This is a genomic window from Paenarthrobacter sp. TRD_SC_7 (assembly GCF_056156245.1).
The window spans coordinates 1,016,272-1,041,568 of record NZ_CM149587.1 but is presented as its reverse complement, the minus strand read 5'-3'; the positions used below and the strand labels follow the sequence as shown (position 1 = coordinate 1,041,568).

The following is a 25,297-nucleotide window of genomic DNA, read 5'->3' as shown; positions in this document are numbered from 1 at the left end:
ATGTTCGGCTACCCCGAGTTCATGCTCCGGGACGCCGACGAACTCATCGACGGCCAGTACGCCAACCACCCCCAGCTGCGCCCCATAGCCGACGCATTGCTGGCTTGGTCCGCCGAAACCGAGGGTGTCGAGATCCAGATGCGCAAGGGCTATGTTTCGCTTCACAGCCCTCGGCGGAAGTTCGCCCAGGTAACGCGGACCAACAACACCACCGTTGACATCGCCCTGCGCTTGGACGCTCTAACCGAGGGCAGGCTCGAAGCGGTGAAAGTACGTGAGGGAGACTTCTTCGACCGCAGGGTGCGGCTGAAGTCAATCGACGACGTCGACGACGAGCTACTCGGGTACCTTGCGAAGGCGTTGGATCAGAACAGCTAGACTGCAAGCCCAGCACGCTGAGTTCATGGGAAACCTGCCACATCGCCGAAAGGTTCGGGGCGAGCACGCAGTGTTCCGGCGAACTCACGCAAGTCCGGCGAAGCGCCCGCTCCCAGCCCAGCAACTACACAATCAGCGCCTCGCACTCCCGTAGAGCTGCCGCACCAGGTGCTCGATGTCGGGCTCGTGCAAGGACAGGTCGGCAACCTCGGCTGTGCTGGATATCGCGGCAAGCACGGTGGCCGCTGAGAGCCTGCGCGGATCGAAGGAAACGCTGTGCCTGATTCCATCGGCCTCAATGCCCTCGTGCACTGCGCCGTCAGGCAGCGTAAATAGAGCAGCGGAGTGAACGGGGGCGGTGAGGTCAACCACCATGGTGCGCACGGCTCCGGCCACCTCAGCCAAACCGCTGAGCGGACCGTCGTAGGCGATTGCGCCGTCGTCGACTACCAGGACGCGCTGGCATAAACGCTGGATGTCGCTCATGTCGTGCGTGGTCAGCAGCAGCGTGGTGCCGTTCTCTCGACGCTCAGCGTCCAGGAACTGGCGCAGTTTCTCCTTGCTGATCATGTCCAAGCCAATCGTCGGCTCGTCCAGGATCACGAGCTCCGGCCGATGCAGCAGGGCAGCCGCAACCTCGCCCCGCATCCGCTGGCCGAGGGAGAGCTGCCGAACTGGCGTGGTGAGGAACTCCCCCAGATCCATCTGATCAGCCAGCTCGCGGAACCTGGGCCTCCAATCCGCCTCGGACATGCGATGCATGGCACCGAGGATCGGGTAAGAGTCCTGCAGCGGGAGGTCCCACCAAAGTTGCGAGCGCTGCCCGAACACGACGCCGATCTTCCGGGCCAACGCTTTACGCTGCGGCACCGGGTTGAACCCGCAGACGCTCACGCGTCCCGAGCTTGGCACCAGGACACCCGTCAGCATCTTGATGGTGGTGGACTTGCCCGCCCCGTTGGCTCCGATGTAGCCGACGGCCTCCCCCGGTTCCACAGTGAAGTCGATCCCACGAACCGCGTGAACCGTCTTCTTGCGTCGCCGGAACCGGCCGACCGATTCCATGACTTGGAACTCCCGGCTCAGATTTTCCACTTCGATGATGGACATGTCAGCCTCCTGCGCCGGTGTACTTTTTGATGGCCGCCCGCCAGAGGAGCAGCATGAGTCCGCTAAGGACGACGGCGGCTGGCAGTCCCAGCCAACCGGTCCAGGCCGGGATACCGGCTGGGCCGTCGAGGTCGAGGATGACCAGGCTGGGAGCGTAGGCCACCAATGTTGCGGGGATGACGAACGTGAAGAAGATTTGGATCGGGAAGAACAGCGCCGCTCCGGGCATGGAGGCCACGTACCGGCCGCCGTAGGTGAAGGCATTGGCGAATTGCCTGCCGTCGAGGATCCAGAACTGCATTGCTCCAGCGCCGAGGAACAGTGCACAGAAGATGGCGGTCCCGGCGATCGGCGTGATGAGGGCCAGCATGACCTTGGCAGGATCCCAGTCGATATCCGTGAGTAGGAGCGCTGCAGCAAGCGCAGCCAGGGCGAAGATCAGCCGCCCGACGCGTCTCAGTTGGAAATCGGAGGTGGCCAATTGGAGCAGCACAGGCAAAGGCCGGACCAGCAGCACCTCCAACTTGCCGGACCTGATGGTCTCGGACATGGAGTCGGTCTCTCCCAAAAGCAGGTCACCCAGCGCGAAGGCCACCGAGGCGAGTCCGAACACCAAGAGCGTTTGCCCAAGGGTCATGCCGCCGAACGTGGAGACATTGTGGACGATTGCGTAGAGCTCCACAAACTCGGTCAATCCCAATAGGACTTGTCCGGCGACGTCGGAAAGGAAACTGCCCCGATAGGCGAGCTGAGAGCGTAGCCGCGCCGAGACAAGGAGTTTGAGGAGGACCAGGTTAGTGACCGGGGCGTGAGGGTCCCGGGTTTCTCGCTGGGAGGTCGCGCGCGGACTAGCCACCTTGCACCACCAGCCTCCGCGAACCGAAGCGGACCATCACCTGCACGACCACCAGCAGCACGGCCAGCCAGAGGAGTTGGAGACCCACCATGGCAAGGCTTTCGGCGCCAACGGTCCTTCCCGCGAGAATGTCCACCGGGGTTTGCAGCATTGACGGGAAGGGTGTTGCCCGGGCGAGATCGAGCAGCCAGTCAGGAAACCAGGTCACGGGCACCAAGAACCCGGACAGCAGGTTCATCAGGACCATGTACAGCATCCAGAAACCGCGGATTTCGAGCACCCAGAAGGACAGGAGGTTGATGGCGAAGAAGCCCAGGAAGTTCAAGGACACAGCGGCCAGAATGGACACGAATCCCAACAGGTACGGCCCGGGAGTTCCCGGCATCGCCAACCCGGTCACCAGGGCACCAACGATGAGCGGCGGAAGCCCGCGCGGCAGGACGTCGAAGGCCGCACGTCCCAGGTCTTGAGCCCAGTAGGACGCGGTCAGGTTGACGGACCGGGAGAGGTCGACGGCGATGTCCCCCGACTTCACGCGACCGGCCAGCTCAGTGTTGCCGAAGAGCCCCAAGGGTGCCAGGAGCGCCTGGCCCAGCCACACATAAGTGGCCGCCTCCATTGCCGAGTATCCCCCGATGGCGCCACCCGCCGTCGTAATTGCGCTCAGCAGCAGCGATGCCCGGATGAGCCCGAAGACGGAGTTGGTAAAAGCGCCGGCGACGGCGGCAGTGCGGTACGTGGAATGGCGGCGGAATGATGACTTGGCCAGTTCCCAATACGCACGCACCGGACGAGTCTACTCACGGGCTTCGACCAAACGCCGGAAACGCGTCGAGATCGCCCGAACGCTACGGCGATTCCGCAGCGTTCCGGCGATCTCGGCGGCGAAAGCTTAGGCGTCGGCGAATTCCTCGGATTCTTCGAACTCTACGGCCGCGATGATTTCCTTGGTCTCCGGGTGGATCATGAAGGCCTCGTCGTCGTCTTCCACCATGATGTAGTCGCCGTGGTCGGTGGAGAAGTGCCAGGCGAGGGTTTTCACGCCGTCGTGCTCGTAGTTGGGATCTCCCATGGTGATCTTCTCCAGGGCGTAGCCGGCCACATCGCACAATTCGCGGATGATGACCTCGAACTCGGGAGCGTTGGCGAGGGCTTCTTCGTCGGCCTCGGCCTGGCGCTCGGCGAGGTCCGGGATCTGGGCGACGCGCTCGGCGATGTGCGCTTCGATTTCTTCATCGGAAAGGACAAGCAGTTCGGACTGGCCGCGGAGGTACGCAGCGTTGAGCTCGATGATGTCCTCTTCCTCCAGCAGCGCCTCAAATTCGCCGTCAAGCTCGTCCAAGGTACCAACAGCCGCAGGCGGCGTTTCGGACTCGTCCAGGTCGCCGTCGAGGTAGGCCTCGGCTTCGTCTTCGGTCAGTGCGTCGAACGCGGCGGCGGTGCGGTTGAAGAGGTCCAGGTGCCGGGTGGCGCCCATGCCTTCGAGGCCGGCGCGGACGTAGGCGTCAACTTCTTCACGCTCCGGTGCGGTGAAGACGTACTGGGCGAAGCCGCCGGCCAAGGCTTGCGTCAAGTAGAAATCCACAAAGAAGCTGTTGAGCGCAGCTGTGGCAATTTCGTCGCTGTTGAGGAGCTCCGCGTACATCTCGTTCACGACGTTGACGTTGGAATCCACTACATCCGCGTTGCCGGCTTCGAAGCTGGTCTTGTTCAGGACGACGGGGTACTCGTTGGTAGTCATGGGAAATCCTCACTGCTGAAAGCTGATGGTGCTCCGGACACTTTCAACGTACGCGTGGGAGCGGCGTGGCAATCGAGGTTGAGGTTAACGGAGGGCGAAGTTTGGGAGCCGTTTTCTGCTGACTAAGATTGAACAGATAACCTCCTGCCGAAAGTAGCCCTACGCATGCCGTCCCACACAGACGAAAACTGGGAACTGGCCATTCAGACTCCTGCCATAACGGACCGCTCGCTCGCGGCCGGACTGGCCTATGCCATGGGCAGCCGCGTGAACGGGATCTCTTTCGACGCGGCTACGGGCCTCTTGATGGGCAAGGTCCGCGGCACCGGTCCGCAGCCATATTCGACGTCGGCAAAACTGGTCCGTAAGCCCAGCGGCTGGAGCTGCACGGTGGGTATCTGCAGCTGCCCGGTCCGCAAGGACTGCAAGCATGTGGCCGCGCTGCTCTTCACTGCCGAAGACCACCCCACCATCCGTGCCCAGCTCCTTTCACAGGCGCCCGGCATCCAAACCTCGCGAGTGGGCTCGGGCCAGCAGGGCGGCTCGGCACGACCCGCGTGGGAACAAGCACTCAACAGGCTCATCGCGAAGCCAGGCACGGCTCCTAGCGCTGCGGGTATCCCCCTCGCTCTCCAGTTCGAGGTGGAGGAGCCGGCTGCCCACTTCTCCTACACAGGCCGCCGCGACCCCATGCGCAGCGTCCGCCAGCTCAAAGCCCGTCCCGTCATGATGGGCGCCAAGGGCAAGTGGATCCGCGGCGACGTCTCCTGGAACAACCTCAGCTACGTCAGTTTCCGGCGCGAATTCAGCGAGGTCCATGTCGAGTGGCTTCAGACTTTCCTCGCCGCGCACGGTTCCAGCAACGGGCGCCAGCAACCGTCCGGTGCCATGTGGTTGAGCCTTAACGACTTCGCGGCCAAGAACCTCTGGACCCTCCTCGCCGACGCCGCTAAAGCCGGCATCCCGCTCATCCATTCGGCTGGTAGCGAGCCTGTCCGCGTTGAGTCGCAAGCCGCCGTCGTTGGCCTCAGTTTGGCGCGCCTGGAAGCCAGCAAGCAGGAAGGGCCCGACGGCGGCCTGCAGCTTGCGCCGTCAGTCACCGTGGGCGGGGAGCCGGTTGATGCCGGGACTGTGGGCTTCCTGGGCAAGCCGGCCAACGGAATCTTCTTCACGCATTCCGGCGAAACCCTGCCCGGGGTGCCGCAACAGAAGAACCTCATCACGCTTGCCCCGATTGATGGTGGCATCAGCGATGAGTTGCTGGAATTCGTCATGGATGGCGACACACTTCAGATCCCGGCCGAGGATGAGAGCCGGTTCCTGACCTCGTTCTACCCGAAGCTGCGGCAGTCAACGCCCGTGCAGGCTGCGGATGAATCAGTCGAGCTGCCCACGCTGGCTGTCCCCACACTGTCCCTGCTGGCCAATTACGGCAACGACCACAAGGTCCGGCTGCACTGGGAGTGGCACTATAAGTCCGGCACATTGGTCACGGCCCAGCCACTCTGGCGGCACCCTGATGACCGTGGCTACAGGGATGATCCCGAGGAAGCCCGCATTTTGGAGTCGCTTGGGCGGCCGTGGGACGTGGTGCCTGCGCTGGCCGAATCGGCAACGGGCGGCTGGGGTGCGCCCCGCATTGCTGCCTCCGCCGAGCTCAGCGGCCTTGACACTCTGGCCTTCACCGAAGAGGTGCTGCCCGCGCTCAAGGATCTGCCCGATGTCGTGGTTGAAACCTCCGGTGACATCGCGGATTACCGCGAGGCAGCTGAAGCGCCTGTGGTGTCACTTTCCACGAAGGAGACGGCCAGCGGCGACTGGTTCGACCTCGGCATCGTGATCACGCTCGAAGGCGAACCGGTCTCCTTCGCAGCTGTGTTCTCTGCCCTCGCTGCCGGCATGAGCCGCATGCTGCTGCCCAGCGGCGCCTACTTCTCGCTGGATCTCCCCGAACTTCACCAGCTCCGCGCGCTGATCGACGAAGCCCGCTCCTTGCAGGACAACCCGGACAACAAGGACGGCACCCTGCAGATCAGCCGCTTCCAGGCCGGGCTCTGGGACGAGCTGGCGCAACTGGGAATCGTTGATGAACAGGCCGCCGCTTGGCGCGAGGCCGTTGGAGGACTGCTCGACGACGGTGTGACCGGGCTGCCACTGCCGGCAGGCCTTAACGCTGAGTTGCGTCCGTATCAGCTCGAAGGTTTCAACTGGCTCAGCTTCCTGTACAAGCACAGCCTCGGCGGCGTACTGGCGGACGACATGGGCCTGGGTAAGACTGTGCAGGCAATTGCGCTGATTTGCGCGGCGAAGGACCTGGCGGCCTCGACCGCTGCTGCCGCTCAGGGTGATGCCTCAGAGGTGGCACCGCGGGCTCCTTTCCTGGTTGTTGCACCCACGAGTGTGGTGAGCAACTGGGCGGCTGAAGCGCAGCGGTTTGCTCCGGGGCTCGTGGTGCGGACCGTCGGTGAAACCTTTGCCAAGAGCGGGCTGGCACCGGCCGAAGCGTTGGCGGGCGCCGACGTCGTCATTACCTCTTACGCACTCTTCCGCATTGATTACGATGCCTACGCTTCCTTCCAGTGGGCCGGACTGATGCTGGATGAGGCGCAGTTCGTCAAGAACCACCAGTCCAAGGCGTACCAGTGCGCGCGCAAACTGCCGGCCCGTTTCAAGCTGGCCATCACGGGCACGCCGCTGGAGAACAACCTTATGGAGTTCTGGGCCCTGACATCCATTGTGGCGCCGGGACTGTTCCCGAGCCCCAAACGGTTCGCGGAGAACTACCAAAAGCCTGTTGAAAAGAACGGTGACTCGGCGCAGCTGGGCAAGCTCCGGCGTCGTGTGCGTCCGCTCATGATGCGCCGCACCAAAGAACAGGTCATCAAGGACCTGCCGCCCAAGCAGGAGCAGATCCTGGAAGTAGTGCTGAACCCGCGCCACCAGAAGGTTTACCAGACGCACCTCCAGCGCGAACGGCAGAAGATCCTGGGACTGATCGACGACGTCAACAAGAACCGCTTCACGATCTTCCAGTCGCTGACGTTACTGCGACAGCTCAGTTTGGATGCCTCGTTGGTGGATTCGTCGCTGTCCGGCGTTCGGTCATCCAAGCTGGACGTGCTATTCGAGCAACTCGAGGACCTCATTTCCGAGGGACACCGGGCACTGATTTTCAGCCAGTTCACGGGGTTCCTGGGCAAGGTGCGGGAGCGTTTGGATGCTGAGGGCGTGGAGTATTGCTACCTCGATGGCAGCACCCGCAACCGCGGCGATGTAGTCAGCGAGTTCAAGAACGGCGCCGCTCCGGTGTTCCTGATCTCGCTGAAGGCCGGTGGCTTCGGTCTCAACCTGACCGAGGCAGATTACGTGTTCCTGCTGGATCCCTGGTGGAACCCGGCGTCTGAAGCCCAGGCCGTGGACCGTACGCACCGTATTGGACAGGCCCGGAACGTGATGGTCTACCGGTTGGTCGCGAAGGACACCATCGAAGAAAAGGTCATGGCGTTAAAGGCCAAGAAGTCACAGCTGTTCGCGGATGTGATGGAAGGCGATGCCTTGGCCGGTGGCTCGTTGACGGCGGATGACCTGGCGGCGCTGTTCGCTGAGTAGTCAATCGTCCAACCGCACCCCACGCAACAACAGCATCGTGCCGCCCACGGCAACCGCGGACGCCATGAACACCCCTGCCGCGCCCAGTCCTACGGCCACAACACCGATTGCGCTGGGCAGGATCACCTGGCCCACCCTGTTACCGGCCAAACGCAAGGCCAGCGCACGCCCGCGTTGACCTTCCGGCGCCTGGGCTGAAAGCCACGACATGGTCAGAGGTTGGCCGATTCCGAGGCCAAGGCCCAGGAAAGCCATGACGATGAACAACAGCCCCACCGGCATCGGGATGGCCGCGAGGGCCAGGGCTACCGTGGACATGGCCAGGCTGAGAACCAGCAGCTTCATCCGGCCCAACTTGCGGGACAGGCTGCCCAGACCCAGCCGGGACACCATGGAGAAGACGGCACGGACGGTCAGCATGAGACCCACGGTCGCCGCGGTCAAGCCACGTTCGGCGCCGAGTGCGGGCAGGTACACCACCGTCAGATCCACCACCGCCAGGACAGTGGCGCTGGTGGCCAAGGCCCGGACGACGCCGGGAGTCCTGAGGAGTGCGGCCGCGCTGCCTGTGCTGCCTCCCGCGGCCTTGGAGAGCGCCTTCCTTGACTCACTTTGGCGGAGATAACAAAGGTTGCCAGGAACAGAACAAGGGTCATCGCCGTCGCGAGCAGGAAGATGGCCTGCGTGTTCGGGCGAACCGAAGCACCGCCCACCACGGAAATGGCCAGCGGCCCAAGTGCCTGCCCCAGGGATGCGGCGAAGGTCAGATACCCGAAAGCAGAGTCCAACCTCGACGACGCCGCATTGTTCGCCACCACCGCTTGCTGCCCCACCACACAAGCCAGCTGGCCCGCGCCAAGAAGCGCCGTCCCGGCCACGAGCGCGGGAACCGATGTACCCCAGAAGAGCAGGAATGCAGAACAACCCAGTACGACGGCGGCCCCAATGGCCATGAGCCGACGCTCACCCAGGCGATCCACCAGTCCACCGATCGGCAGGGCAAGCAGTAAGGGAAACACGGCGTAGCTCGCGGCGAGAAGGCCCAGCGCAAACCCCGGAACATCCAGCTCCAGCGCGCGGTATGTGGTGGCGGGCCGGACCAGAAAAGTGACAGCCTGGATGAGGGCCGAGTGGATCAGGAGTGCGGTGGACGAGCGCCGTCCGAGGTCACCGATCATTCGACAACGAGGCCGGTGTTTGAGATGACTCGCAAAGTCTCATCACGCGCGCCGTTGACGTGATCGAAAGCCACCTTGGCTGCCTTCTCCGCATCCTTGGAAGCGATGGCCTCGACCAAGAGCCGGTGATTGGCGAGTGCTTCCTCACGGCGTTCGGGGGCATTGTTGGTGAAGTACCGATAGCGTTCAACCTGGCTGGCGATCTGCTGATGAAAACGGTGGGCCCACGAGTTTCCAGCGATCCTGGCGATCGCGGCGTGCAGGGCAACGCCGTACTTCATGGCTTCGTCAGCGAACTCCACCATCGCAGCGTTGCGGGCTACGATCCCTTGAAGTTCTTCAAGGTCTGCCGGGGATGCGTTGGCGCACGCTTCCCGAGCCATCAGGGACTCCAAGGCAGCCCGGACGTCATAGAGCTCTGAAATCACCTTCTCGTCCAGCGCCGGCACCATCACTCCGCCGGTGGGTTGCTGCTCGAGCAAGCTCTCTGAAATCAAGCGGCGGATCGCTTCCCTTAGCGGTGTGCGGCTGACCTGCAGCGCTGTGGCCATGGCTGGCTCGTAGATGCGCTCGCCCGGTTTGAGGTCAAGGCTGAGGATCTGGCGCTTCAGCTCGCCGTAAACAAGGTGCGCCCCTGTATTGCGTGGTTGTGGATCTGCCATGCCGTGGCCCCCTTGCGATGGAGTGTACTTGTATACATTTATACATCAGCTCAAGCGGCGAGATTTGGCGGCGGAGTACGAAATGAACACTTACATGTTCTTTACTGTTATTTAACAGCTAAAATAACACTAAGGGACACGGAACTAGGCTTTGGGGGCCCTCTTGCCAGCTTGGCCAGCGCACGGAAGCCAGGTCATGCCCTGGAAATCCTCGGGTCGTCCCCCACGGGAGGACCGCCTGTTCACCGAAGTCGAGGTTTCTCTTCCGCCTAAAATTGCTGGGCTTTGGTTCGAACCTGGGCGGGAAACTGTCGTGGCACTCGAAGAGGCCGCTGTTGCTGTCGCGTCGTTGGACGTGTGGGCCGGTTCGCGCATGGCTGCCATCAGCGCCTTTCTGCTGCGAAGTGAAGCGGTCTCCTCTTCAAAGATCGAGCACGTGGACGCCAATCGCAATGATTACGCCCGCGCCATGATCGGGCTGAAGGCCACTGATCAAGCGAGGTCGATGGTCGCAGCAGCGGAAGCCGTGCAGAGCATGATCAGCGATGCAGAGGATACTGGCGAGGTCCGTTTGGAGGCGCTCCTCAAGGCACATAAGGCCCTGATGAAAGGCGATCCAATGGATGGGCGCAACGCTGGTTCATTCCGGGATGTACAGAACTGGATCGGCGGAAGTGAGTACTCACCTCGAGGAGCAATCCACGTGCCCCCTCCTCCGGCGCTGGTGCCCGACCTCATGGACGACCTGATGGCGTTCTGTGCCCGGAAGGACCTCCCGATCATGGCGCAGGCAGCTATTGCCCACGCCCACTTCGAATCCATCCACCCTTTTACCGACGGTAATGGCCGTATAGGACGAGCTCTGATCGGTTCAATTTCGCGCCGTCGAAGACTGACCAAAAACACGGTCACGCCCATAGCCTCTGCGATGGTGGCGGACGTGGAAACCTACTTCTCCTTGCTCAACAATTACCGCAACGGTGACGTGGACCCGTTCGTCCTTTATCTGGCAAAGTCTGCAATGCGTGCCTCCAAAGCCGCCAATGAATCGGTCACGGCTCTCGATGAGCTCCCGGCTTTGTGGACCGACATACTACGCCCCAGGAAAAACTCAGCGGAAGCGAAGCTCATCCCTTGGTTGCTGGAACAGCCTGTTTTCGAAGCGCACCGGGCAGCATACGTCGCTGGCGTCGAGGAAACGTCCATTTACAAAACCCTGAACCGGATGACTGAAGCCGGCGTATTGACGCAGATCACGCAATCGCAGCGGAACCGCGCTTGGGCAGCTATGGAGGTCTTGGATGAGGTGGACCGTCTCAACCGCCGTTTGGCCGGACAAGACATCTAAGCTTCTCAGCTCCGAACCCAGCGGTACGGGGTCGTCGTCGAAACCTTGACCAAACCCGAGCGCTCCAGAATTGGGCGCGAGAATTCGGTCGAGTCGCTATGGATGAGGGTCTTGCCCAGGTCGAGTGCGGCTTGGGCGCGTCGGGACGTCAACGCCCGGTAAATCCCGCGGCCACGCCATTCCTCGCGCGTCGCTCCTCCCCAAATGCCGGCGAAGCTTGTGCCGGGGACTGGCTCCAGCCGCCCGGCACTGACAATGCGGCCTTCCGCCTCGGCCACCCACAGCTGCATGCCGTCGCCAAGGGAAAGCCGACGCATAAGGGCGTCAGCCATCTCACTTGAGACCGGCTCACCGAAGACCTCGTCCTGCATCATGCTCATCGCCCGCACGTCTAATTCGTCCGTCACCCGCCGCAGCGTCACGCCGTCGGGAAGCGGAACAGTTGTGCTCAAAGCCTTCGCTTCGCCGATCATGATCGATTCGGGATCGTCCTGGATGAAGCCATTTTCCAGCAAAGCCTCGTGCAAACCCGGGGCGTGGTCATGCCCACGGGCTTTCCATCAACGCGGTTGATACCGGGTTCAGCGATGTAGTACTCGATTGTCTCGGCAACCAGCCTGCGAATGCCGTCCCTGTCAGCATCACCAAGGTCCTGGTAAGTGACGAAGCCGCGTCCCTCCATGAAGGTCACCAAACGCAGGGGTCCGTGCCGGGCGACTTTCAGGGCGCTCGGCGTCTCAGCGTCAGCGCGGAGGTTCTCGTCGTACGCAGCGAGAAGGCGTGCTCGATCTTCGGTTTGGCTCATTCCGCGAGCCTACTGCAGATGGCAAAAGCAACCCTCTCTCACACCGCGCCCTTCCCCGCAACCCTCTCTCACTTTCCTCAGAAGAGTGAGAGAACGTTGGGGATCAAGGGACGGGAAGTGATAGAGGGATCCGGTTCAAAGGCTGGGAAGTGATAGAGCGTTTGAGGACACAAAAGGGACCGGTTCATGTGAACCGGTCCCTTTCTTGGTGTTCAGCGAGCGGGCGTCATTAGCCGCGGCAGAGTTCGCCGTACTTCGTGCCGGCTTCCTGGTAGGCGGCGGAGAGCTCGCCCAGCTTCGACTCGTCCGGGGTTTCCTTCGCCTGCTCATCCAGGAACTCCAGGATGGCGGTGACAACCGGCTTCATCTCGGTGGACGCCACCGGCTCGATGGGCCGGATCGCGTTGGCCACACGGTTTGTGGCGGTCTTGCTCGCGTTCTGGGGAATGCCGGCGGCGGCGACACCCACGCGGTCACACGTTTCAGCGGTGGTCAGCTGCGGTGCTGAACAAGCAGAGGCCGAGGCAAGCAGCCCGGCAGCGATCAGGACAGTGGTGAGTTTCTTCATGGTTCCCTCAGTGGTCGACGTCCCTTTGATTGTAATCAGAGCAGGCGCAAGGCCACGCATTAGGTCCGGCTTGCCCGCCGCCGAATCCGCCATCGAATGCGCTAGAGCGCCGGCGTCCGGGGTGGAACCGTGCGACGCGAACCCGTTGCCTCGAAGGCTGCGGCCAGCGTCAGCAACGCCGTGTCGTCATAGGCGCGGCCCGCGAAGGTGAGGCCCACGGGCATGCCGATATCTGCCATGGTCCCCATCGGTACGGTGACGGTGGGGATGCCCAGGTGCCTCGGGACGAGGTTGCCGTTGGCCACCCACACTCCGTTGCGCCAGCCAAGGTCTGCGGAGGCAGGATTGACGTCCATGTCCGCGGGTCCCACGTCGGCCGCCGCCGGGAACAGGACAGCGTCCAATCCGAGCCCGTCCATCCACTCTTCAAGGTCCACGCGCCGTGTCTCCTCGAGCCCGCGCACGCCGCTTTCCAGCTCGGGGATCTCTGTCAATTGTGAGTAGCCGTTCTCGCGGACACGTCCCGGGTACTCTGCAATGTCGTCGTCGAACCCGGCATAGCGGTCCGGCAGGGCGCCGTCAGGGTGCGGGAAGATCCTGGAACCATCCACGTCCGCCAGGTTGCTGAGCGCGGGATCACCGTTGGCCCGCAGGAAGTCGTCCCACGCCCAGGAGGAAAGGTCCACAATTTCGCGCTTCAGGTACTCCGGGGTGACAAGGCCGCGGGTGGCTATGGTGGGTGCGCCGGGGCGGTCGCCTTCATAGTTGGAGACCACCGGGAAGTCCACCAGCACAACCTCGGCACCGGCAGCTTCAAGGTCACGCTTCGCGGCCGCCCAGAGTTCAATCACGGAAGCCCGCGTTTCGATGCGGTGCCCAGTCGGCCCGCCGATCCCCGGCTTGGCGCTGGTTCCGGCCTCCGGGTCCGCGTTGATGTACATGCGCGGCACTCCGAAGCGCTTGCCCCGCAAAGCCAACCTTCCGCCGTCGAACTCTTCCGAGGACAGCGCCACGTAAGACTCCGGCCGCACCTCAGAGGACTTCGGGATCTGAACCCAAGGTTGCGCGCGCCAGAAATCACCGCGGGTCTCCGCGTCGTCGGCAACAATCGCGTCGAGCAGCTCCAGCATGTCAGCCATGGTGCGGGTGTGCGGCACCACGACGTCCATGGTGGGAACCAGCGGCCAGTTGCCGCGCACCGAGATGACGCCTCGCGAGGGCGTGTACGCGCACAAAGCATTGTTCGACGCCGGTGCGCGGCCACTGGACCAGGTCTCCTCGCCGAGGCCGAAGGCTGCGAAACTGGCCGCCGTCGCGGTGCCGGAACCGTTGGAGGAACCGGAACCGAACGCTGCCGTCAGGAAGTCTGCGTTGTAGGGGCTTTCGGCGCGTCCGTACACGCCTCGCTGCATGCCACCGTTGGCCATCGGCGGCATGTTGGTCAGACCGATCAGCACCGCCCCGGCATCGCGGAGTCTCTCGATGGTGAACGCATCGCGCTGCGCCACAAGATGCTCGAAAGCCGGCGAACCAGCCGCGGCTGTGAGGCCCTTGGCCAGATAGCTGTCCTTGGCTGTATAGGGGATGCCGTCCAGAGGGCCCCTTACTGCGCCTTGGGCCCGGCGTTCGTCCGAGGCCCGGGCATCCGCCAAGGCCTCGGGGTTCATGACCACCATCGCGTTGAGCCTGATGCCGCTGCGATCGTAGGCCTCGATGCGGTCAAGGTATGCCTGGGTGAGCTGCTCGCTGGTCACCTCCCCAGCCTCCAAAGCCGTGCGCAATTGCGCGATGGAAGCCTCTACGACGTCGAAACGAGCCATTACGCTGCACCTCCGGCGAACTGTGCTCCGCTGAGACGTGGCTGCTGCTGTGTGATGCAGTGGATGCCGCCGCCGCGGGCCAGGATGGGCCGGGCGTCCACGGTGACTACACGGCGACCAGGGTAGGCCTCGGCCAGGATTTCTGCCGCGAGCGCGTCCGCACGTTCTTCGCCGTAACCACAGGCGATGACGCCGCCGTTGACCACCAGGTGGTTGACGTAGCTCCAATCCACAAAGCCGTCTTCGTCGCGCAGCGTTTCCGGTGCGGGCAGCGGCACAATCTCGAACGGCTTCCCTGCCACATCCGTCTGGGTTTCCAGGAATGCCTGGAGCGCGCGGCTGACTTCGTAGTCCGGGTGCTCCGGGTTGGTCTGGGAGTGCAGCAGGATACGGCCGGGAATTGGGAGGGTGGCCACCATGTCGATATGACCGCGCGTGCCCATGTCCTCATAGTCGCGGGTCAGGCCACGGGGAACCCAAATGACCTTTGTGGCGCCGATGGTGCGGGCGAGTTCAGCCTCAACTGCTGCCTTGTCGGCGTAGGGGTTCCGGCTTGGATCCAACTGGACCGTTTCGGTAACCAGCACGGTGCCTTCACCGTCCACATGGATCGCGCCGCCCTCGTTGACCAGCAGTGAGCTGACCAGTTCGGCGCCCGACTGTTCCGCGACAAAGCGGGCCATTCCGGCGCTCTTCTGCCATTCGGACCACGCGGGCGCACCCCAGCCGTTGAAGATCCAGTCCACTGCGCCAAGCACCCCGGGGCGTTCGTCGTCCAGCACAAAGGTGGGTCCGACGTCGCGCATCCAAAACTCATCCAGAGGCGCCTCGAGCTGTTCGATGCCGCTGCCCAGCATGCGGGAGGCGCGCTCGCGTTCGCTGGGGTCCACCACCATGGTGACCGGCTCGAATTCGGCCACTGCATGGGCGACGGCGGTCCAGGCCGCGTAAGCCTCTTCGGCGGAGGCAGCGTCGTCGCCAAGCGTCAGGCCGGTGCGGGGAAACGCCATCCAGGTGCGCTCATGGGGTGCGGTTTCCGCCGGCATTCTCCAAGCCATGGTGACTCCTTCGTCTTCAATGAAATCTTCTTGTTGATCGCACGATCAACAATGGTGAAAAGGTAATCTAGACTGGTCTTTGATGTCAAGCACTCAACAGAAGCGCGCGGTCCGGAAGTCGCCGGCAGAGCGCGCTGCAGAAATCACCGAAGCCGCTCGCGAGATCGCTCTCGAGTCGGGTCTCACGGCTCTCACGCTGCGCAATGTTGCCGCCCGGGTAGGGGTCGCTTCGGGTCTGGTGGCGCATTATCAGCCCACCATGGACGCGCTCGTTTCAAGCACGTTCGCTACCATCGTGGCCGCGGAAACGCAGGAAGTCGCAGGCTTGTTGAGCCAGTGCCCCGGCCCCTCGGAACGGCTGGGCCTGCTGGTGAAAACCCTCTTGGACAACAGCCGGCTCGACGTTACGGCCATCTGGGTGGAAGCCTGGACGTTGGGACGCCGCAACGAAACCTTGGCCGCCTCAGTCCGCGAGCAAATGGATGCCTGGCAGAAGGTCTTCCAAGGCGTAGTGGAGGACGGCAACGCGACCGGAGCGTTCAACGTTTCCGATGCGGCCGCCGTCGCATGGCAGATCCTCGGCATGGTGGACGGCCTTAACGCGCAGGCGTTGGTCCGCTGGGACGGCGTCAACGATCGCGGTAGCCACCTCACCCGCGCAGTCGAAGGAATGGTGGGCGCCGCGCGCGGATCCCTCGAAACCAGCGCGTAAGCAGGAGCAAGGCCCGCTGCAGGGTGCTGGCCTGCGGGACACGCTGCACCCTGCCCTAGGCTGGGGAGCATGGCGATCATTCACAAGGCAACCCTGTCCCCGTCCAAGCTCGAACTCATCGCTGGCTACCTGCCCACGCAGCCCTGGTTCATCCAGGATGGTGACCCGGAACTCATCGGCGCCTACCGCTTTGACGATCCCGCCGGCCAGGTGGGCCTCGAGACACATCTTGTCACCGCCGGCGAGCGCATCTACCAGGTTCCCCTCAGCTACCGTGGCTACGAACTGGCCGGCGCTGAGGAGTGGCTCATCGGCACCATGGACCATTCCGTCCTCGGCAAGCGCTGGGTGTACGACGCCTGCGCCGATCCCGTTTACGTCAAGGCCCTCGCCACTGCCATCCTCACCGGCCAGAAAGAGGCCGAGCTGATCGTGGACGGCGAGCCGGAGCCCCGGCCCAGCACGGTCACGGTGAAGGGCAGTGGAAAGCTCGACGCCGGCGTCCCCGCCTTGAGTGCCTCGGCGCCGGTATCGGGTACCGGCGTGACCATCATTGATGCGGGCGAGCTGCGGTTGAAGGTCACCCGGGTTCTGGATGTGGCAGCCGATGTTTCGGCCAACACTGCCGCAGCACAAGAGCTTCACGGCGAGCTCACCCTCAATGGTCTGTGGGCAGGGCTGGAGGATTCGGTGGAGCTGGCGTCTGTGGTTCGGGACTGAGAGCACGCCGGGGTACCTGTTGGTAGCAGGGGCTCCGGCGTAGGCTGGCAGGGAGGCTGTCTACAACGTGAGGGTTCACCATGTACAAAGCGCAAACCATCATCCCCGCTGCTCAAGACCTTGCCCGGGAGTGGGTGGGACATGCGGCAGAGGGCTCGTCCTCACAGACGGATGCGGTGGTGAGGTGGGCTTTGGCCCGAATCAATCACGCCGATGTCCCCTCCGTGGTGCATGGCATCATGCTCACGCTGACCGGCAACAAGAAGGCTGCCAAGGAGGCTAAACGCACGGCCGCCAGAGCAGTTAAGAAGGCCACGCAGGCACTCAGCCGGAAGACCACCCAGCGCAGCTCCAGCCGTGCCGTATGGTTTACCGCGCTCGCTGCCGCCCTGATGGGGGCGGGCGCAGTGTTTGCTTGGCGCATGATGGTGCCCCCGGGTGAACCTGAGCCAGTCAAACAGCCCGAGACTCCGGTCCAACCGCCGGTGCCCCCGGTTCCCTAGCCAACACCTTCCCTAGCCAACACCGCCAAGGCGGACGGCCCCGCTAAGGGGCCGGGTCGTCGGCGTTCCGTCGCACCCGTCTCCGTAGCGAGGTACCGGCAAAAAGCCAGTAAGCCCCGGCGCTGGCCAACAGGAAACCCGCCACGCCCAGAACCACCAACTGGGTAATAATCCCGGCGATAACCATCACGAAGCCGGCCAGAACGGCCAGAGTGCCAAGAACCGTGCGCGCCAGAGCACCCCGTGGGCGACCTGACTTCAGCTCAAAGGCGAGGTCGGGATCCGTTGAAGCGAGATCCCGCTCAAGCTCTTCCAAGCTCCTGCGTTCTTCATCCGACAACGACATCGGAATTCCTCACCACACGAGCAGGGCCGCCAACCTCGCGTCGATGCTCAGAACATCAGCACGAGCGCTGCTTGCCGTGCTATGCCTACATTATCTGCCCCTTCCGGCGTTCTAGCCACAGGCAAGAATGACGGAGAACAGTTGGCGAGGAAGCAGACGGAATCGCCGCTTACCAAGGGTCCTAAGCATGCTTACGATGGAAGGGCAGGGTTTTATCGCACCACGAGCACGGACTACCCAACGCCGATTGGAAAGTTGAATCCCATGGCAAAACGAATGGCCAAGAAGGCAGACCAGCCCACGTCGCAACTCGCGGCGGGTGCACCCAGGCGGCGTGGACCGGGCCGGGCCATCTGGCTTATTGCCATGGGCCTTGTAGCTGGGGTGGCAGGCGGAGCCTTTGCCTTCCGCATGCTGGTGCCACCGGGAGAGCCTGAACCCGTCCGGAACCGTCATCACGAGCCAAAGGGAGCCTCACGGCTGGGAGCGTCGCCGTCCGACGCTTCACAACCTCATGTGGCACAGCCAGCGGAAATCCTGGTCCCTGAAGAACCAGTGGAAATCTCCACGAGGATGCGTCCGGGCGAATGGACTGAGGAGTCCTTGCTGGAACACGTCGAGGATTACAAGCAGCAGATCCGGGAAATGGGCGCGAAAGAAGCGCAGATCGTGGTCAGTATGGAGCGGACCGAAGAGGGCGCCGCCCGGGTGCAGGTCAGCTGGGACAGGACCCTGCCGTAGAGCCTGAGCTAAAGGTTCTCGCCTTGGCGCGGTCTCCACACCACAACAGCTTGAGACCGTGCCCGGGGCCGCTGCCCGCGGGCCAGGCTAACGACGTCACCAGCCGCTCCGGCCGCGAAGATACGTGCGTCCACGGGTGAGCGGCGGCGAGACAACTCTTCTGTCAGCTCAGCTACCCGATACTGCAGTGCAGCAACCTGGTTTTCAAGGTCGAGGATACGTTTGATGCCCTCAAGAGAGACGCCGGACTGCGAGAGGCGCTGGACCTCCCGCAGTTTGTTGACGTCGTTCTGTGAATAGCGGCGGGACTTGCCGGGGGCGCGGCTAGGCGAGACGATGCCCAGACGGTCGTATTGGCGCAACGTCTGCGGATGCATATCAGCAAGCTCCGCAGCGACGGAGATGACAAAGATCGGCTGGTTGACGTCGATGCCCATGACCGTCTCCTTACAACCGGGCCTTCGCGGCCAGGTCGTGACGCGGGTTGGCGTCCGTGGTGGCGGCAGCGAACGCCTTCACGGCTTCCTCCGCTTCCTTGTTCAAGTTCTGGGGAACCGCGACGTCGATAGTCACCAGCAGGTCGCCGGTCGCCTTGGACGTCTTCACGCCTCGGCCCTTGACCCGGAGCGTACGGCCCGATGGTGTCCCGGCAGGGACACGCACCTTGACGGTATCGCCGTCGAGCGTTGGCACCTCAATAGTGGCGCCGAGCGCCGCCTCAGCGAAGGTGACAGGCACGTGGATGCGGATGTTGTCGCTGTCGCGGTGGAAGAACTCGTGCGGCTTTACACTCACCGTGATGATGAGGTCGCCATTGCCCGCCGGACCAACGTTGCCCTTGCCGCGCTGACGGACTTTCTGCCCGTCCTTGATGCCGGCGGGAATCTTGACGTCGATCACGTTGCCGTTGCTCTCACGCAGGCTCACCGTGGTGCCTTTGATGGAGCCGGCAAATGAGATAGATGTGGTGGCCGTCCGGTCCGCACCCTTCTGTGGGGCCCTCTGGAAACCTGTCTGGCCAGCGCCGCCGAAGCCACCCCCAAACAGGTCAGCGAACTCTGGAGGGATGCCGCCGCCTGCAGGTTGACGAGCACCCGGCCCGCCGCCGAACAAGCCGCCGAACAGATCCTCGAACCCGCCGTTGGCCCCGGCACCACCGCGCCCAGCACCGGCACCCGGAGCAAAGCGGGCACCACCCATGGCGCGAATGGCGTCGTACTGCTGCCGGTCCTCAGGATTGGACAACACCGAGTAAGCCTCGGAAATGTCCTTGAACTTCTTCTCCGCAGCAGCATCGCCCGAGTTCGTATCAGGGTGATGCTCCCGGGCTAGCTTGCGGTAAGCCTTCTTAATATCCGCGTCGGACGCGTCCTTGGCGATACCAAGGATCGCGTAAAAATCCTTTTCAACCCAGTCCTGGCTGGCCAAGAGCGTTTCCTTTCGTTTGGGAACGAGATGGCAGTTCGCGCCGATGTTTCAGTCAATCATTGGTGCGAACTGCCATCTCGATGAGTTACTAGGCCGGGACAGCCACGATGACCTGGGCCGCACGCAGGACCCGCTCACCTGAGCGGTATCCGGAGCGCAGCACCTGGCTGACCGTGTCAACCTCGATGTCTTCGCCGGGCTGCTGGATGAGTGCTTCGTGGATGGTGGGGTCGAATTCGACGCCCGTGTCCGCGATGCGTTCCAGTCCGTACGTCTTCAGCGCGTTCTCCAGCTTGGTGGCGATGGCGGCGAAGGGGCCGTCTTCGAGGTCACCGTGCTGGCGGGCGGCGTCGACGTCGTCCAGCACCGGGAGCAGGGAGTTGAGGACGCCGATGACGGCCATCTCTCCTGCTACGGCGCGGTCGCGTTCGACGCGCTTGCGGTAGTTGACGTACTCAGCCTGAAGGCGAAGGAGGTCGTTGCGGAGCTCCGCTGCCTGGGCTTCAGCCGCGGCACCGGATGCTACCGATTCCTCGGCCGGCACCTCAACCCCGTTGAGGATTTCCTCAGCTTGGGAGAGGGCGTCGCCGTCCGTGGGAGCGGCGTTGCCTTCGGTGGGAGCTGCAGCTTCGCCTTCGGGGTGACGGGCTGCCCCGGTCTCCGGGTCAACCTTGCGGTTGTCCCGGATGACCGGCTTGCGCGGCTCGTTGCCTTCTGAGTGCTCTGCTTCGTTGCCGTGGTGAGGCATGGCTACTTCTTCGCTTCGTCTTCGTCGATGATTTCGGCGTCCACGATGTCCTCGTCAGCAGCCTTGTCACCGGCGGGAGCGCCTTCTGCACCGGCACCCGGAGCGTCAGCTGCGGCGGCCTGCGAGTAGATGGCTTCGCCGAGCTTGGTCTGGGAAGCCTGGAGCTTCTCGAACGCAGTCTTTACGGCGGCGTCATCGGTGCCTTCCAGCGCGGACTTGAGGGCGTCGACGTCGGCCTTGACCTCGGTCTTGACTTCCTCGGGCAGCTTGTCGTCGTTGTCGGCGATGAGCTTGTCCACGGAGTAGGCGAGCTGCTCTGCGGAGTTACGGGTGTCCGTCGCTTCGCGGCGGGCCTTGTCCTCAGCGGCGTGTTCTTCGGCTTCACGGACCATGCGGTCGATGTCGTCCTTGGAGAGCGCCGTGCCACCGGTGATGGTCATGGACTGTTCCTTGCCGGTGCCCTTGTCCTTTGCGGACACGTGGACGATGCCGTTGGCGTCGATGTCGAAGGTGACCTCGACCTGCGGAACACCGCGCGGTGCCGGAGCGATGCCGGTCAGTTCGAACGTGCCCAGCGGCTTGTTGTCGCGGGTGAATTCACGCTCGCCCTGGAAGACCTGGATGGCCACGGACGGCTGGTTGTCGTCAGCGGTGGTGAAGGTCTCGGAACGCTTGGTGGGGATAGCGGTGTTGCGCTCGATGAGGTGCGTCATGACGCCACCCTTGGTTTCGATGCCGAGGGACAGCGGGGTGACGTCGATGAGGAGGACGTCCTTGCGCTCGCCCTTCAGGACACCGGCCTGGAGTGCTGCACCAACGGCCACAACTTCGTCCGGGTTGACGCCCTTGTTGGGCTCCTTGCCGCCAGCGAGTTCCTTGACGAGCTCGGAGACAGCGGGCATACGGGTGGAGCCACCGACGAGCACGATGTGGTCGATGTCGGAAACCTTGATGCCGGCTTCTGCGATGACGTCCTGGAACGGCTTCTTGGTGCGGTCCAGCAGGTCCTTGGTGAGGTCCTGGAACTTGGCACGGGTCAGCTGCTCGTCCAGGTGGACCGGGCCGTCGGGGGTGACGGACAGGTACTGGAGGGAGATGTTGGTGCTGGTGGAGGAGGACAGTTCCTTCTTGGCCTGCTCTGCAGCTTCACGGAGACGCTGGAGGGCGATCTTGTCCTTGGAGAGGTCGATGCCCTTGACCTTGAGCTGGCTCAGGAGCCATTCGACGACGCGGTTGTCCCAGTCGTCGCCACCGAGGCGGTTGTCACCGGCGGTTGCGCGGACCTGGATGGTGGAGAAGTTGTCTTCGTCCTTGCCAACCTCGAGGAGGGAGACGTCGAAGGTACCGCCACCGAGGTCGAAGACCAGGATGAGTTCGTCTTCCTTGCCCTTGTCCAGGCCGTATGCCAGTGCAGCCGCCGTGGGCTCGTTGACAATGCGGAGGACGTTGAGGCCCGCGATTTCGCCGGCTTCCTTGGTGGACTGGCGCTCGGCGTCGTTGAAGTAGGCCGGAACGGTGATCACTGCGTCGGTGACCTTTTCGCCCAAGTAGCTCTCGGCGTCGTTCTTGAGCTTCATGAGGATACGCGCGGAGATTTCCTGCGGCGTGTACTTCTTGTCATCGACGGCGACGCTCCAGTCGGTGCCCATGTGGCGCTTGACGGAAGCGATGGTGCGGTCGATGTTATTGACGGCCTGGCGCTTGGCGATTTCGCCCACCAGGACTTCGCCGGACTTGGAGAACGCAACGACGGACGGCGTAGTGCGGCCGCCTTCTGCGTTGGCGATAACGGTGGGCTCGCCACCTTCGAGAACAGAGACCACGGAGTTTGTGGTTCCGAGGTCGATACCTACTGCACGTGACATATCTTGTTTCCTTTCAATGGCCGATGTTGGAGATTGCACTCGACAGCGGTCCGCTGGGCGGTTTTACTGCCGGGAGCCCACTCAACAATCGGCTAGTTGAGCGTTCTGCACTCAACTGTACTCAGGCTCAGATTTAAGTCAATCCAAACTTGAGTGAAGTACGCTCAACTTTGCCATTTGCCGGCTGAAACATGCCGGAATCACGCGGCTCAGGGACTGGTTTCGCCCACGGTGAACTGGCAGACTGACGCGATGGAGTTCACTGGATACCTGCCGCCGGACGAGTTCTGGGCGATGAATGACCGGATGGATCAGGAGGTCCGGGACAGTGCGCACCTGTTCCCGCTGTTCTCCATTGAGGACTGGGACGTCCCCCACATGCTGGGATCCTGGCAACTGGACGGCAGCGAGGGTGGAGTGGTGCATGGCGGCGCTTTTTCGCCGACGGGGCCGCTGGTGGAAGTGATCACCACAACCCAGGATCCGGTCGCTACGCGGCGAAGCCCAATGACGCGCAAAGGGATTGGCGTCACTCAGACCGGGCAGCGACTCCCATATCCGGGTGGCCCGGGCGAATTTGAGTGGCGTCAGGGGTTTGGGTGGCCTCCAGCGGCTCCGGCTTGTACACCCAGGCCACCAGCACCACCGAGATGATCATCAGCAGGAACCACGCCAAAAGCTTGTCGATGGAGACCGCCTGCCAGCCCTCCAGCTGATTCGGGTACAGCCAAGCACGCGACCACGTACCGATGTTCTCGGCGAACCAGATGAACAGCGCCACCAGCAGGAACGACACCAGGATTGGCATGCGGAAGCGACGCCGGAACACCCTGAAGTGCATGACGCACCGTCCGTAGACAATTACGACGGCGGCGAGCAGCACCCAGCGCGCGTCGAAGATGTAGTGGTGTGCGAAGAAGTTGACGTAGATCGCGCCAGCAACGACGGCCGTGATCCAGCGCCGGGGGTATCGATCGAAGCGGAGGTCGAACAGCCGGAAAACGCGGACCATATAGGAACCCACAGCGGCGTACATGAAGCCGCTGAACAACGGCACGGCCCCGATCCGCAGGACGCCTTCCGCCTCATAGGCCCAGGAACCGACGTCCGTCTTGAACAACTCCATCGCCGTCCCCACCACATGGAACAGCAGGATCACCCGCAGCTCGCGGAGCGTCTCCAGCTTGAAGCTGATCATCAGCACTTGAATAACGACGGCCGCGATGGTCAGGAAGTCGTTCCGGGCGAGGCCGGCGTTATCCGGATACCAAAGACGGGCCGCGATGATCACTGCGAGCAACGCAGCCCCGAACACACAAGCCCATGCCTGCTTCAGCCCAAAGACTACGAACTCCGTGAGCCGCCCGCGCATGCGGCCGACGCGGGGGCGGTCTAAATATCGGTGGGCGGCGTCATCAATGGACTGCTCAACCGAGGTGAAGTTACGCATTATGGTGCGTCTCACTTGGCTTGAGTTGGCCCAAGTAATAATCCCTCGGCCAGTGGCGGATCCGCTGCGGCAGTCGCGGGTAGACGCGTCCCACCAAGCGCATGGTGCGCTCGAAGCGCCGTGCATGGCCGGGACCCCAGTTGAATCCAAAACCCTCACGAACGCGCTCAGGCAACAAGCCCGCCGTGAGGAAGCGCGCCAGCGGCATGGCCAAGCGCATCATGGCCGGTCCCGCGGCCGGGTAGAGCAGGTCCCGGGCGATTTTGCGGGCCTTGTCGTCGGGCTGCAACGCTGCCACATGCGCGTCCCAATACGTGGCAAAGGCGGCACGATCAGCGGGCCACTTGTCCGGCGGAAGCTGCAGGGCCGTACCGATCCGCGCATAGTCGGCGTACATGCGGTCGGCGGTTTCGTCGTCGAGCGGTCCGTGAACCTGCTGGTAGACGGTGACTGCCGTGTCGTAAAGGGTGGCGACAACCCAAAGCTGGGAATCAGCGTCGAAGGCGTTGTAACCGGCTGAAGCCTCGTCGGCGTTCCGGCGAACCGGCGCGTGGGCACGATTGACGGCGCGGCGCACCGCAGCGACCTGTTCTTCGGTGCCGTAAACCACGGCGTAAACATAGGTCAGCGTGGCCCGGAGCCTGTCCTGCGGCCGGTGGGCAAAGTCGCTGTGGTCCGCGACTCCGTGGCCAACCCGGGGGTCGGCAATCTGAAGGAGGATCGCGCGGCCCGCACCGGCGAGAAGGACGCCCTCCGCACCAATGTCTGCAAGTCCTCGAGCCATCTGAATACTGTAGCGCCCTAGCCTTGGAGCCCCATGACACCCTGAAGGACGCTCAGCTGATGCTCGAACAGCTCCTCCCGGGCTTTGAAAGTCTCTGGGCCATACTGCCCAAACACCTCAAAACTGACCGCTCCGAATATGGACGTCCACACCAGTACGCCCCGCGCCACTGAGGTCTCCGGCACAGCGAGATTCAGTTCGGTTCGGATGCTCGCCAGGTCCTTTGCCAAGACGGGCGGAATCACGACGCCGGGAGTCGCCTCGGCGTCCAGGGCACCTGCGCGGTAGGCGGCATCGAAGATGCTCACCAGACGGTAGATGACCCGGGTTCCTGGGACGGTTGTGCGCTCGCCCGGGGCCTGATACCCGGGCACGGGGCTGCCGAAGAGCAGCGCGTAGCTTGCGGGTTCGCGGATGGCCCACGCCCGGACTGCCTTTGCGAGCGCTTTGAACCGTGAGGCGAAGTCATTCTCCGGCAGGGCGTCCACTGCTGCGTCGACTTCGTCGCCCAGCTCGTTGTAGCCGTCGATCAGCAGGAGCGTGAGGAGTTCGTCGCGATTTTCCACATACCGGTAGACCGCCGAGGAAACCACACCCAAGTCCCTTGCCACGGCGCGCAGGGAAAGGGCTGCCGCGCCATGGACAGCCAAGTGCTCGCGGCCCAGTCGAACGATGTCCGCGATGGTCTGCGTACGGGCTCGCTCACGGGGAGTCGGGGGCTTGGCCTTCGGCGATTCAGCGGTCGTCATACCCCCAAGCCTGCCATAAGAGAGAGCGCTGTCAACAAATGAGAGCAGTGCTCTTGACTTTCAACGAACACCAAGTCATCCTGAAATAAGAGAGCAGTGCTCTCGTATTCACATAAGA

At 63.2% G+C, this 25,297-nt stretch carries 23 protein-coding genes and 2 pseudogenes; 7 read left to right on the top strand and 18 right to left on the bottom strand.

Features of this window, described 5'->3' with window-relative positions; all coding sequences use genetic code 11:
- Window positions 1-378, top strand: a complete 378-nt coding sequence (locus AC0J5Z_RS05180) for a DUF5655 domain-containing protein (RefSeq protein ID WP_475037903.1) — start codon at window positions 1-3, stop codon at window positions 376-378.
- A gap of 132 nt (window positions 379-510) precedes the next feature.
- On the opposite strand, the gene AC0J5Z_RS05175 is transcribed toward AC0J5Z_RS05180, so the two are convergent.
- The 4 genes from AC0J5Z_RS05175 to AC0J5Z_RS05160 all read right to left on the bottom strand — a co-directional run bounded on the left by AC0J5Z_RS05175 (window position 511) and on the right by AC0J5Z_RS05160 (window position 4,085).
- Entirely contained in the window at window positions 511-1,488 is a 978-nt protein-coding gene (locus AC0J5Z_RS05175) for an ABC transporter ATP-binding protein (protein ID WP_475037901.1), read from the bottom strand.
- Window position 1,489: 1 nt separating this feature from the next.
- Window positions 1,490-2,182: an ABC transporter permease gene (locus AC0J5Z_RS05170; protein ID WP_475037900.1), complete on the bottom strand. Its 693-nt coding sequence runs from the start codon at window positions 2,180-2,182 to the stop codon at window positions 1,490-1,492.
- A 154-nt stretch (window positions 2,183-2,336) separates the two neighbouring features.
- Window positions 2,337-3,131, bottom strand: coding sequence for an ABC transporter permease (locus AC0J5Z_RS05165; protein ID WP_475037899.1), 795 nt, complete (start codon window positions 3,129-3,131; stop codon window positions 2,337-2,339).
- A 105-nt stretch (window positions 3,132-3,236) separates the two neighbouring features.
- The gene (locus AC0J5Z_RS05160; RefSeq protein ID WP_475037897.1) at window positions 3,237-4,085 is read right to left on the bottom strand and encodes a DMP19 family protein; all 849 of its coding nucleotides are present in this window, start codon (window positions 4,083-4,085) and stop codon (window positions 3,237-3,239) included.
- Between the two features lie 165 nt (window positions 4,086-4,250).
- Here AC0J5Z_RS05160 and AC0J5Z_RS05155 point away from each other — a divergent pair, with 165 nt between their 5' ends.
- On the top strand, window positions 4,251-7,694 hold the full coding sequence (locus AC0J5Z_RS05155; RefSeq protein ID WP_475037896.1) for a DEAD/DEAH box helicase: 3,444 nt from the start codon (window positions 4,251-4,253) through the stop codon (window positions 7,692-7,694).
- Here the strand turns inward: AC0J5Z_RS05155 and AC0J5Z_RS05150 are convergent.
- Together AC0J5Z_RS05150 and AC0J5Z_RS05145 are read right to left on the bottom strand one after the other, a co-directional pair.
- Window positions 7,695-8,872, bottom strand: a pseudogene (locus tag AC0J5Z_RS05150) (MFS transporter).
- Window positions 8,869-9,534 (bottom strand): GntR family transcriptional regulator, encoded by a 666-nt coding sequence (locus AC0J5Z_RS05145; protein WP_475037894.1) that lies wholly within the window; start codon window positions 9,532-9,534, stop codon window positions 8,869-8,871. Before AC0J5Z_RS05145 ends, AC0J5Z_RS05150 begins: the two are co-directional and overlap by 4 nt.
- Before the next feature lie 313 nt (window positions 9,535-9,847).
- Between AC0J5Z_RS05145 and AC0J5Z_RS05140 the strand changes: the two genes are divergently transcribed.
- Window positions 9,848-10,882, top strand: coding sequence for a Fic family protein (locus AC0J5Z_RS05140; protein WP_475037892.1), 1,035 nt, complete (start codon window positions 9,848-9,850; stop codon window positions 10,880-10,882).
- Between the two features lie 5 nt (window positions 10,883-10,887).
- On the opposite strand, the pseudogene AC0J5Z_RS05135 reads toward AC0J5Z_RS05140, so the two are convergent.
- The 4 genes and pseudogenes from AC0J5Z_RS05135 to AC0J5Z_RS05120 form a co-directional block, all read right to left on the bottom strand.
- A pseudogene (locus AC0J5Z_RS05135) lies at window positions 10,888-11,687 on the bottom strand (GNAT family N-acetyltransferase).
- A 229-nt stretch (window positions 11,688-11,916) separates the two neighbouring features.
- Window positions 11,917-12,255 (bottom strand): hypothetical protein, encoded by a 339-nt coding sequence (locus AC0J5Z_RS05130; RefSeq protein WP_475037891.1) that lies wholly within the window; start codon window positions 12,253-12,255, stop codon window positions 11,917-11,919.
- A 101-nt stretch (window positions 12,256-12,356) separates the two neighbouring features.
- The gene (locus tag AC0J5Z_RS05125) at window positions 12,357-14,075 is read right to left on the bottom strand and encodes an amidase (RefSeq protein WP_475037890.1); all 1,719 of its coding nucleotides are present in this window, start codon (window positions 14,073-14,075) and stop codon (window positions 12,357-12,359) included.
- Window positions 14,075-15,133 (bottom strand): agmatine deiminase family protein, encoded by a 1,059-nt coding sequence (locus tag AC0J5Z_RS05120; protein WP_475037889.1) that lies wholly within the window; start codon window positions 15,131-15,133, stop codon window positions 14,075-14,077. The genes AC0J5Z_RS05125 and AC0J5Z_RS05120 overlap by 1 nt, the downstream gene beginning before the upstream one ends.
- Before the next feature lie 82 nt (window positions 15,134-15,215).
- Between AC0J5Z_RS05120 and AC0J5Z_RS05115 the strand changes: the two genes are divergently transcribed.
- The 3 genes from AC0J5Z_RS05115 to AC0J5Z_RS05105 all read left to right on the top strand — a co-directional run bounded on the left by AC0J5Z_RS05115 (window position 15,216) and on the right by AC0J5Z_RS05105 (window position 17,068).
- On the top strand, window positions 15,216-15,845 hold the full coding sequence (locus AC0J5Z_RS05115) for a TetR/AcrR family transcriptional regulator (RefSeq protein ID WP_475037887.1): 630 nt from the start codon (window positions 15,216-15,218) through the stop codon (window positions 15,843-15,845).
- Between the two features lie 69 nt (window positions 15,846-15,914).
- Window positions 15,915-16,565, top strand: coding sequence for a CG0192-related protein (locus tag AC0J5Z_RS05110; RefSeq protein ID WP_475037886.1), 651 nt, complete (start codon window positions 15,915-15,917; stop codon window positions 16,563-16,565).
- A gap of 80 nt (window positions 16,566-16,645) precedes the next feature.
- Window positions 16,646-17,068, top strand: a complete 423-nt coding sequence (locus AC0J5Z_RS05105) for a hypothetical protein (RefSeq protein ID WP_475037885.1) — start codon at window positions 16,646-16,648, stop codon at window positions 17,066-17,068.
- Between the two features lie 43 nt (window positions 17,069-17,111).
- On the opposite strand, the gene AC0J5Z_RS05100 is transcribed toward AC0J5Z_RS05105, so the two are convergent.
- Window positions 17,112-17,414, bottom strand: a complete 303-nt coding sequence (locus AC0J5Z_RS05100) for a DUF3040 domain-containing protein (protein WP_475037884.1) — start codon at window positions 17,412-17,414, stop codon at window positions 17,112-17,114.
- Between the two features lie 264 nt (window positions 17,415-17,678).
- Here AC0J5Z_RS05100 and AC0J5Z_RS05095 point away from each other — a divergent pair, with 264 nt between their 5' ends.
- Window positions 17,679-18,155, top strand: coding sequence for a hypothetical protein (locus tag AC0J5Z_RS05095; RefSeq protein WP_475037882.1), 477 nt, complete (start codon window positions 17,679-17,681; stop codon window positions 18,153-18,155).
- A gap of 8 nt (window positions 18,156-18,163) precedes the next feature.
- On the opposite strand, the gene AC0J5Z_RS05090 is transcribed toward AC0J5Z_RS05095, so the two are convergent.
- From AC0J5Z_RS05090 to AC0J5Z_RS05060, 7 genes are all read right to left on the bottom strand, one after another.
- Window positions 18,164-18,592, bottom strand: a complete 429-nt coding sequence (locus AC0J5Z_RS05090) for a heat shock protein transcriptional repressor HspR (RefSeq protein ID WP_475037881.1) — start codon at window positions 18,590-18,592, stop codon at window positions 18,164-18,166.
- 10 nt (window positions 18,593-18,602) lie between these two features.
- Window positions 18,603-19,583: a DnaJ C-terminal domain-containing protein gene (locus tag AC0J5Z_RS05085; RefSeq protein WP_475037879.1), complete on the bottom strand. Its 981-nt coding sequence runs from the start codon at window positions 19,581-19,583 to the stop codon at window positions 18,603-18,605.
- Between the two features lie 88 nt (window positions 19,584-19,671).
- Complete coding sequence (locus tag AC0J5Z_RS05080) at window positions 19,672-20,331, bottom strand: nucleotide exchange factor GrpE (RefSeq protein WP_144649263.1); 660 nt, start codon at window positions 20,329-20,331, stop codon at window positions 19,672-19,674.
- 2 nt (window positions 20,332-20,333) lie between these two features.
- Window positions 20,334-22,196, bottom strand: a complete 1,863-nt coding sequence (gene dnaK, locus AC0J5Z_RS05075; protein ID WP_475037877.1) for a molecular chaperone DnaK — start codon at window positions 22,194-22,196, stop codon at window positions 20,334-20,336.
- A gap of 529 nt (window positions 22,197-22,725) precedes the next feature.
- Entirely contained in the window at window positions 22,726-23,646 is a 921-nt protein-coding gene (locus AC0J5Z_RS05070) for a DUF817 domain-containing protein (protein WP_475039558.1), read from the bottom strand.
- Window positions 23,639-24,430, bottom strand: coding sequence for an oxygenase MpaB family protein (locus AC0J5Z_RS05065; protein ID WP_475037876.1), 792 nt, complete (start codon window positions 24,428-24,430; stop codon window positions 23,639-23,641). Before AC0J5Z_RS05065 ends, AC0J5Z_RS05070 begins: the two co-directional genes overlap by 8 nt.
- A gap of 17 nt (window positions 24,431-24,447) precedes the next feature.
- Window positions 24,448-25,179 (bottom strand): TetR/AcrR family transcriptional regulator, encoded by a 732-nt coding sequence (locus tag AC0J5Z_RS05060; protein WP_475037874.1) that lies wholly within the window; start codon window positions 25,177-25,179, stop codon window positions 24,448-24,450.
- Window positions 25,180-25,297 lie beyond the last annotated feature (118 nt).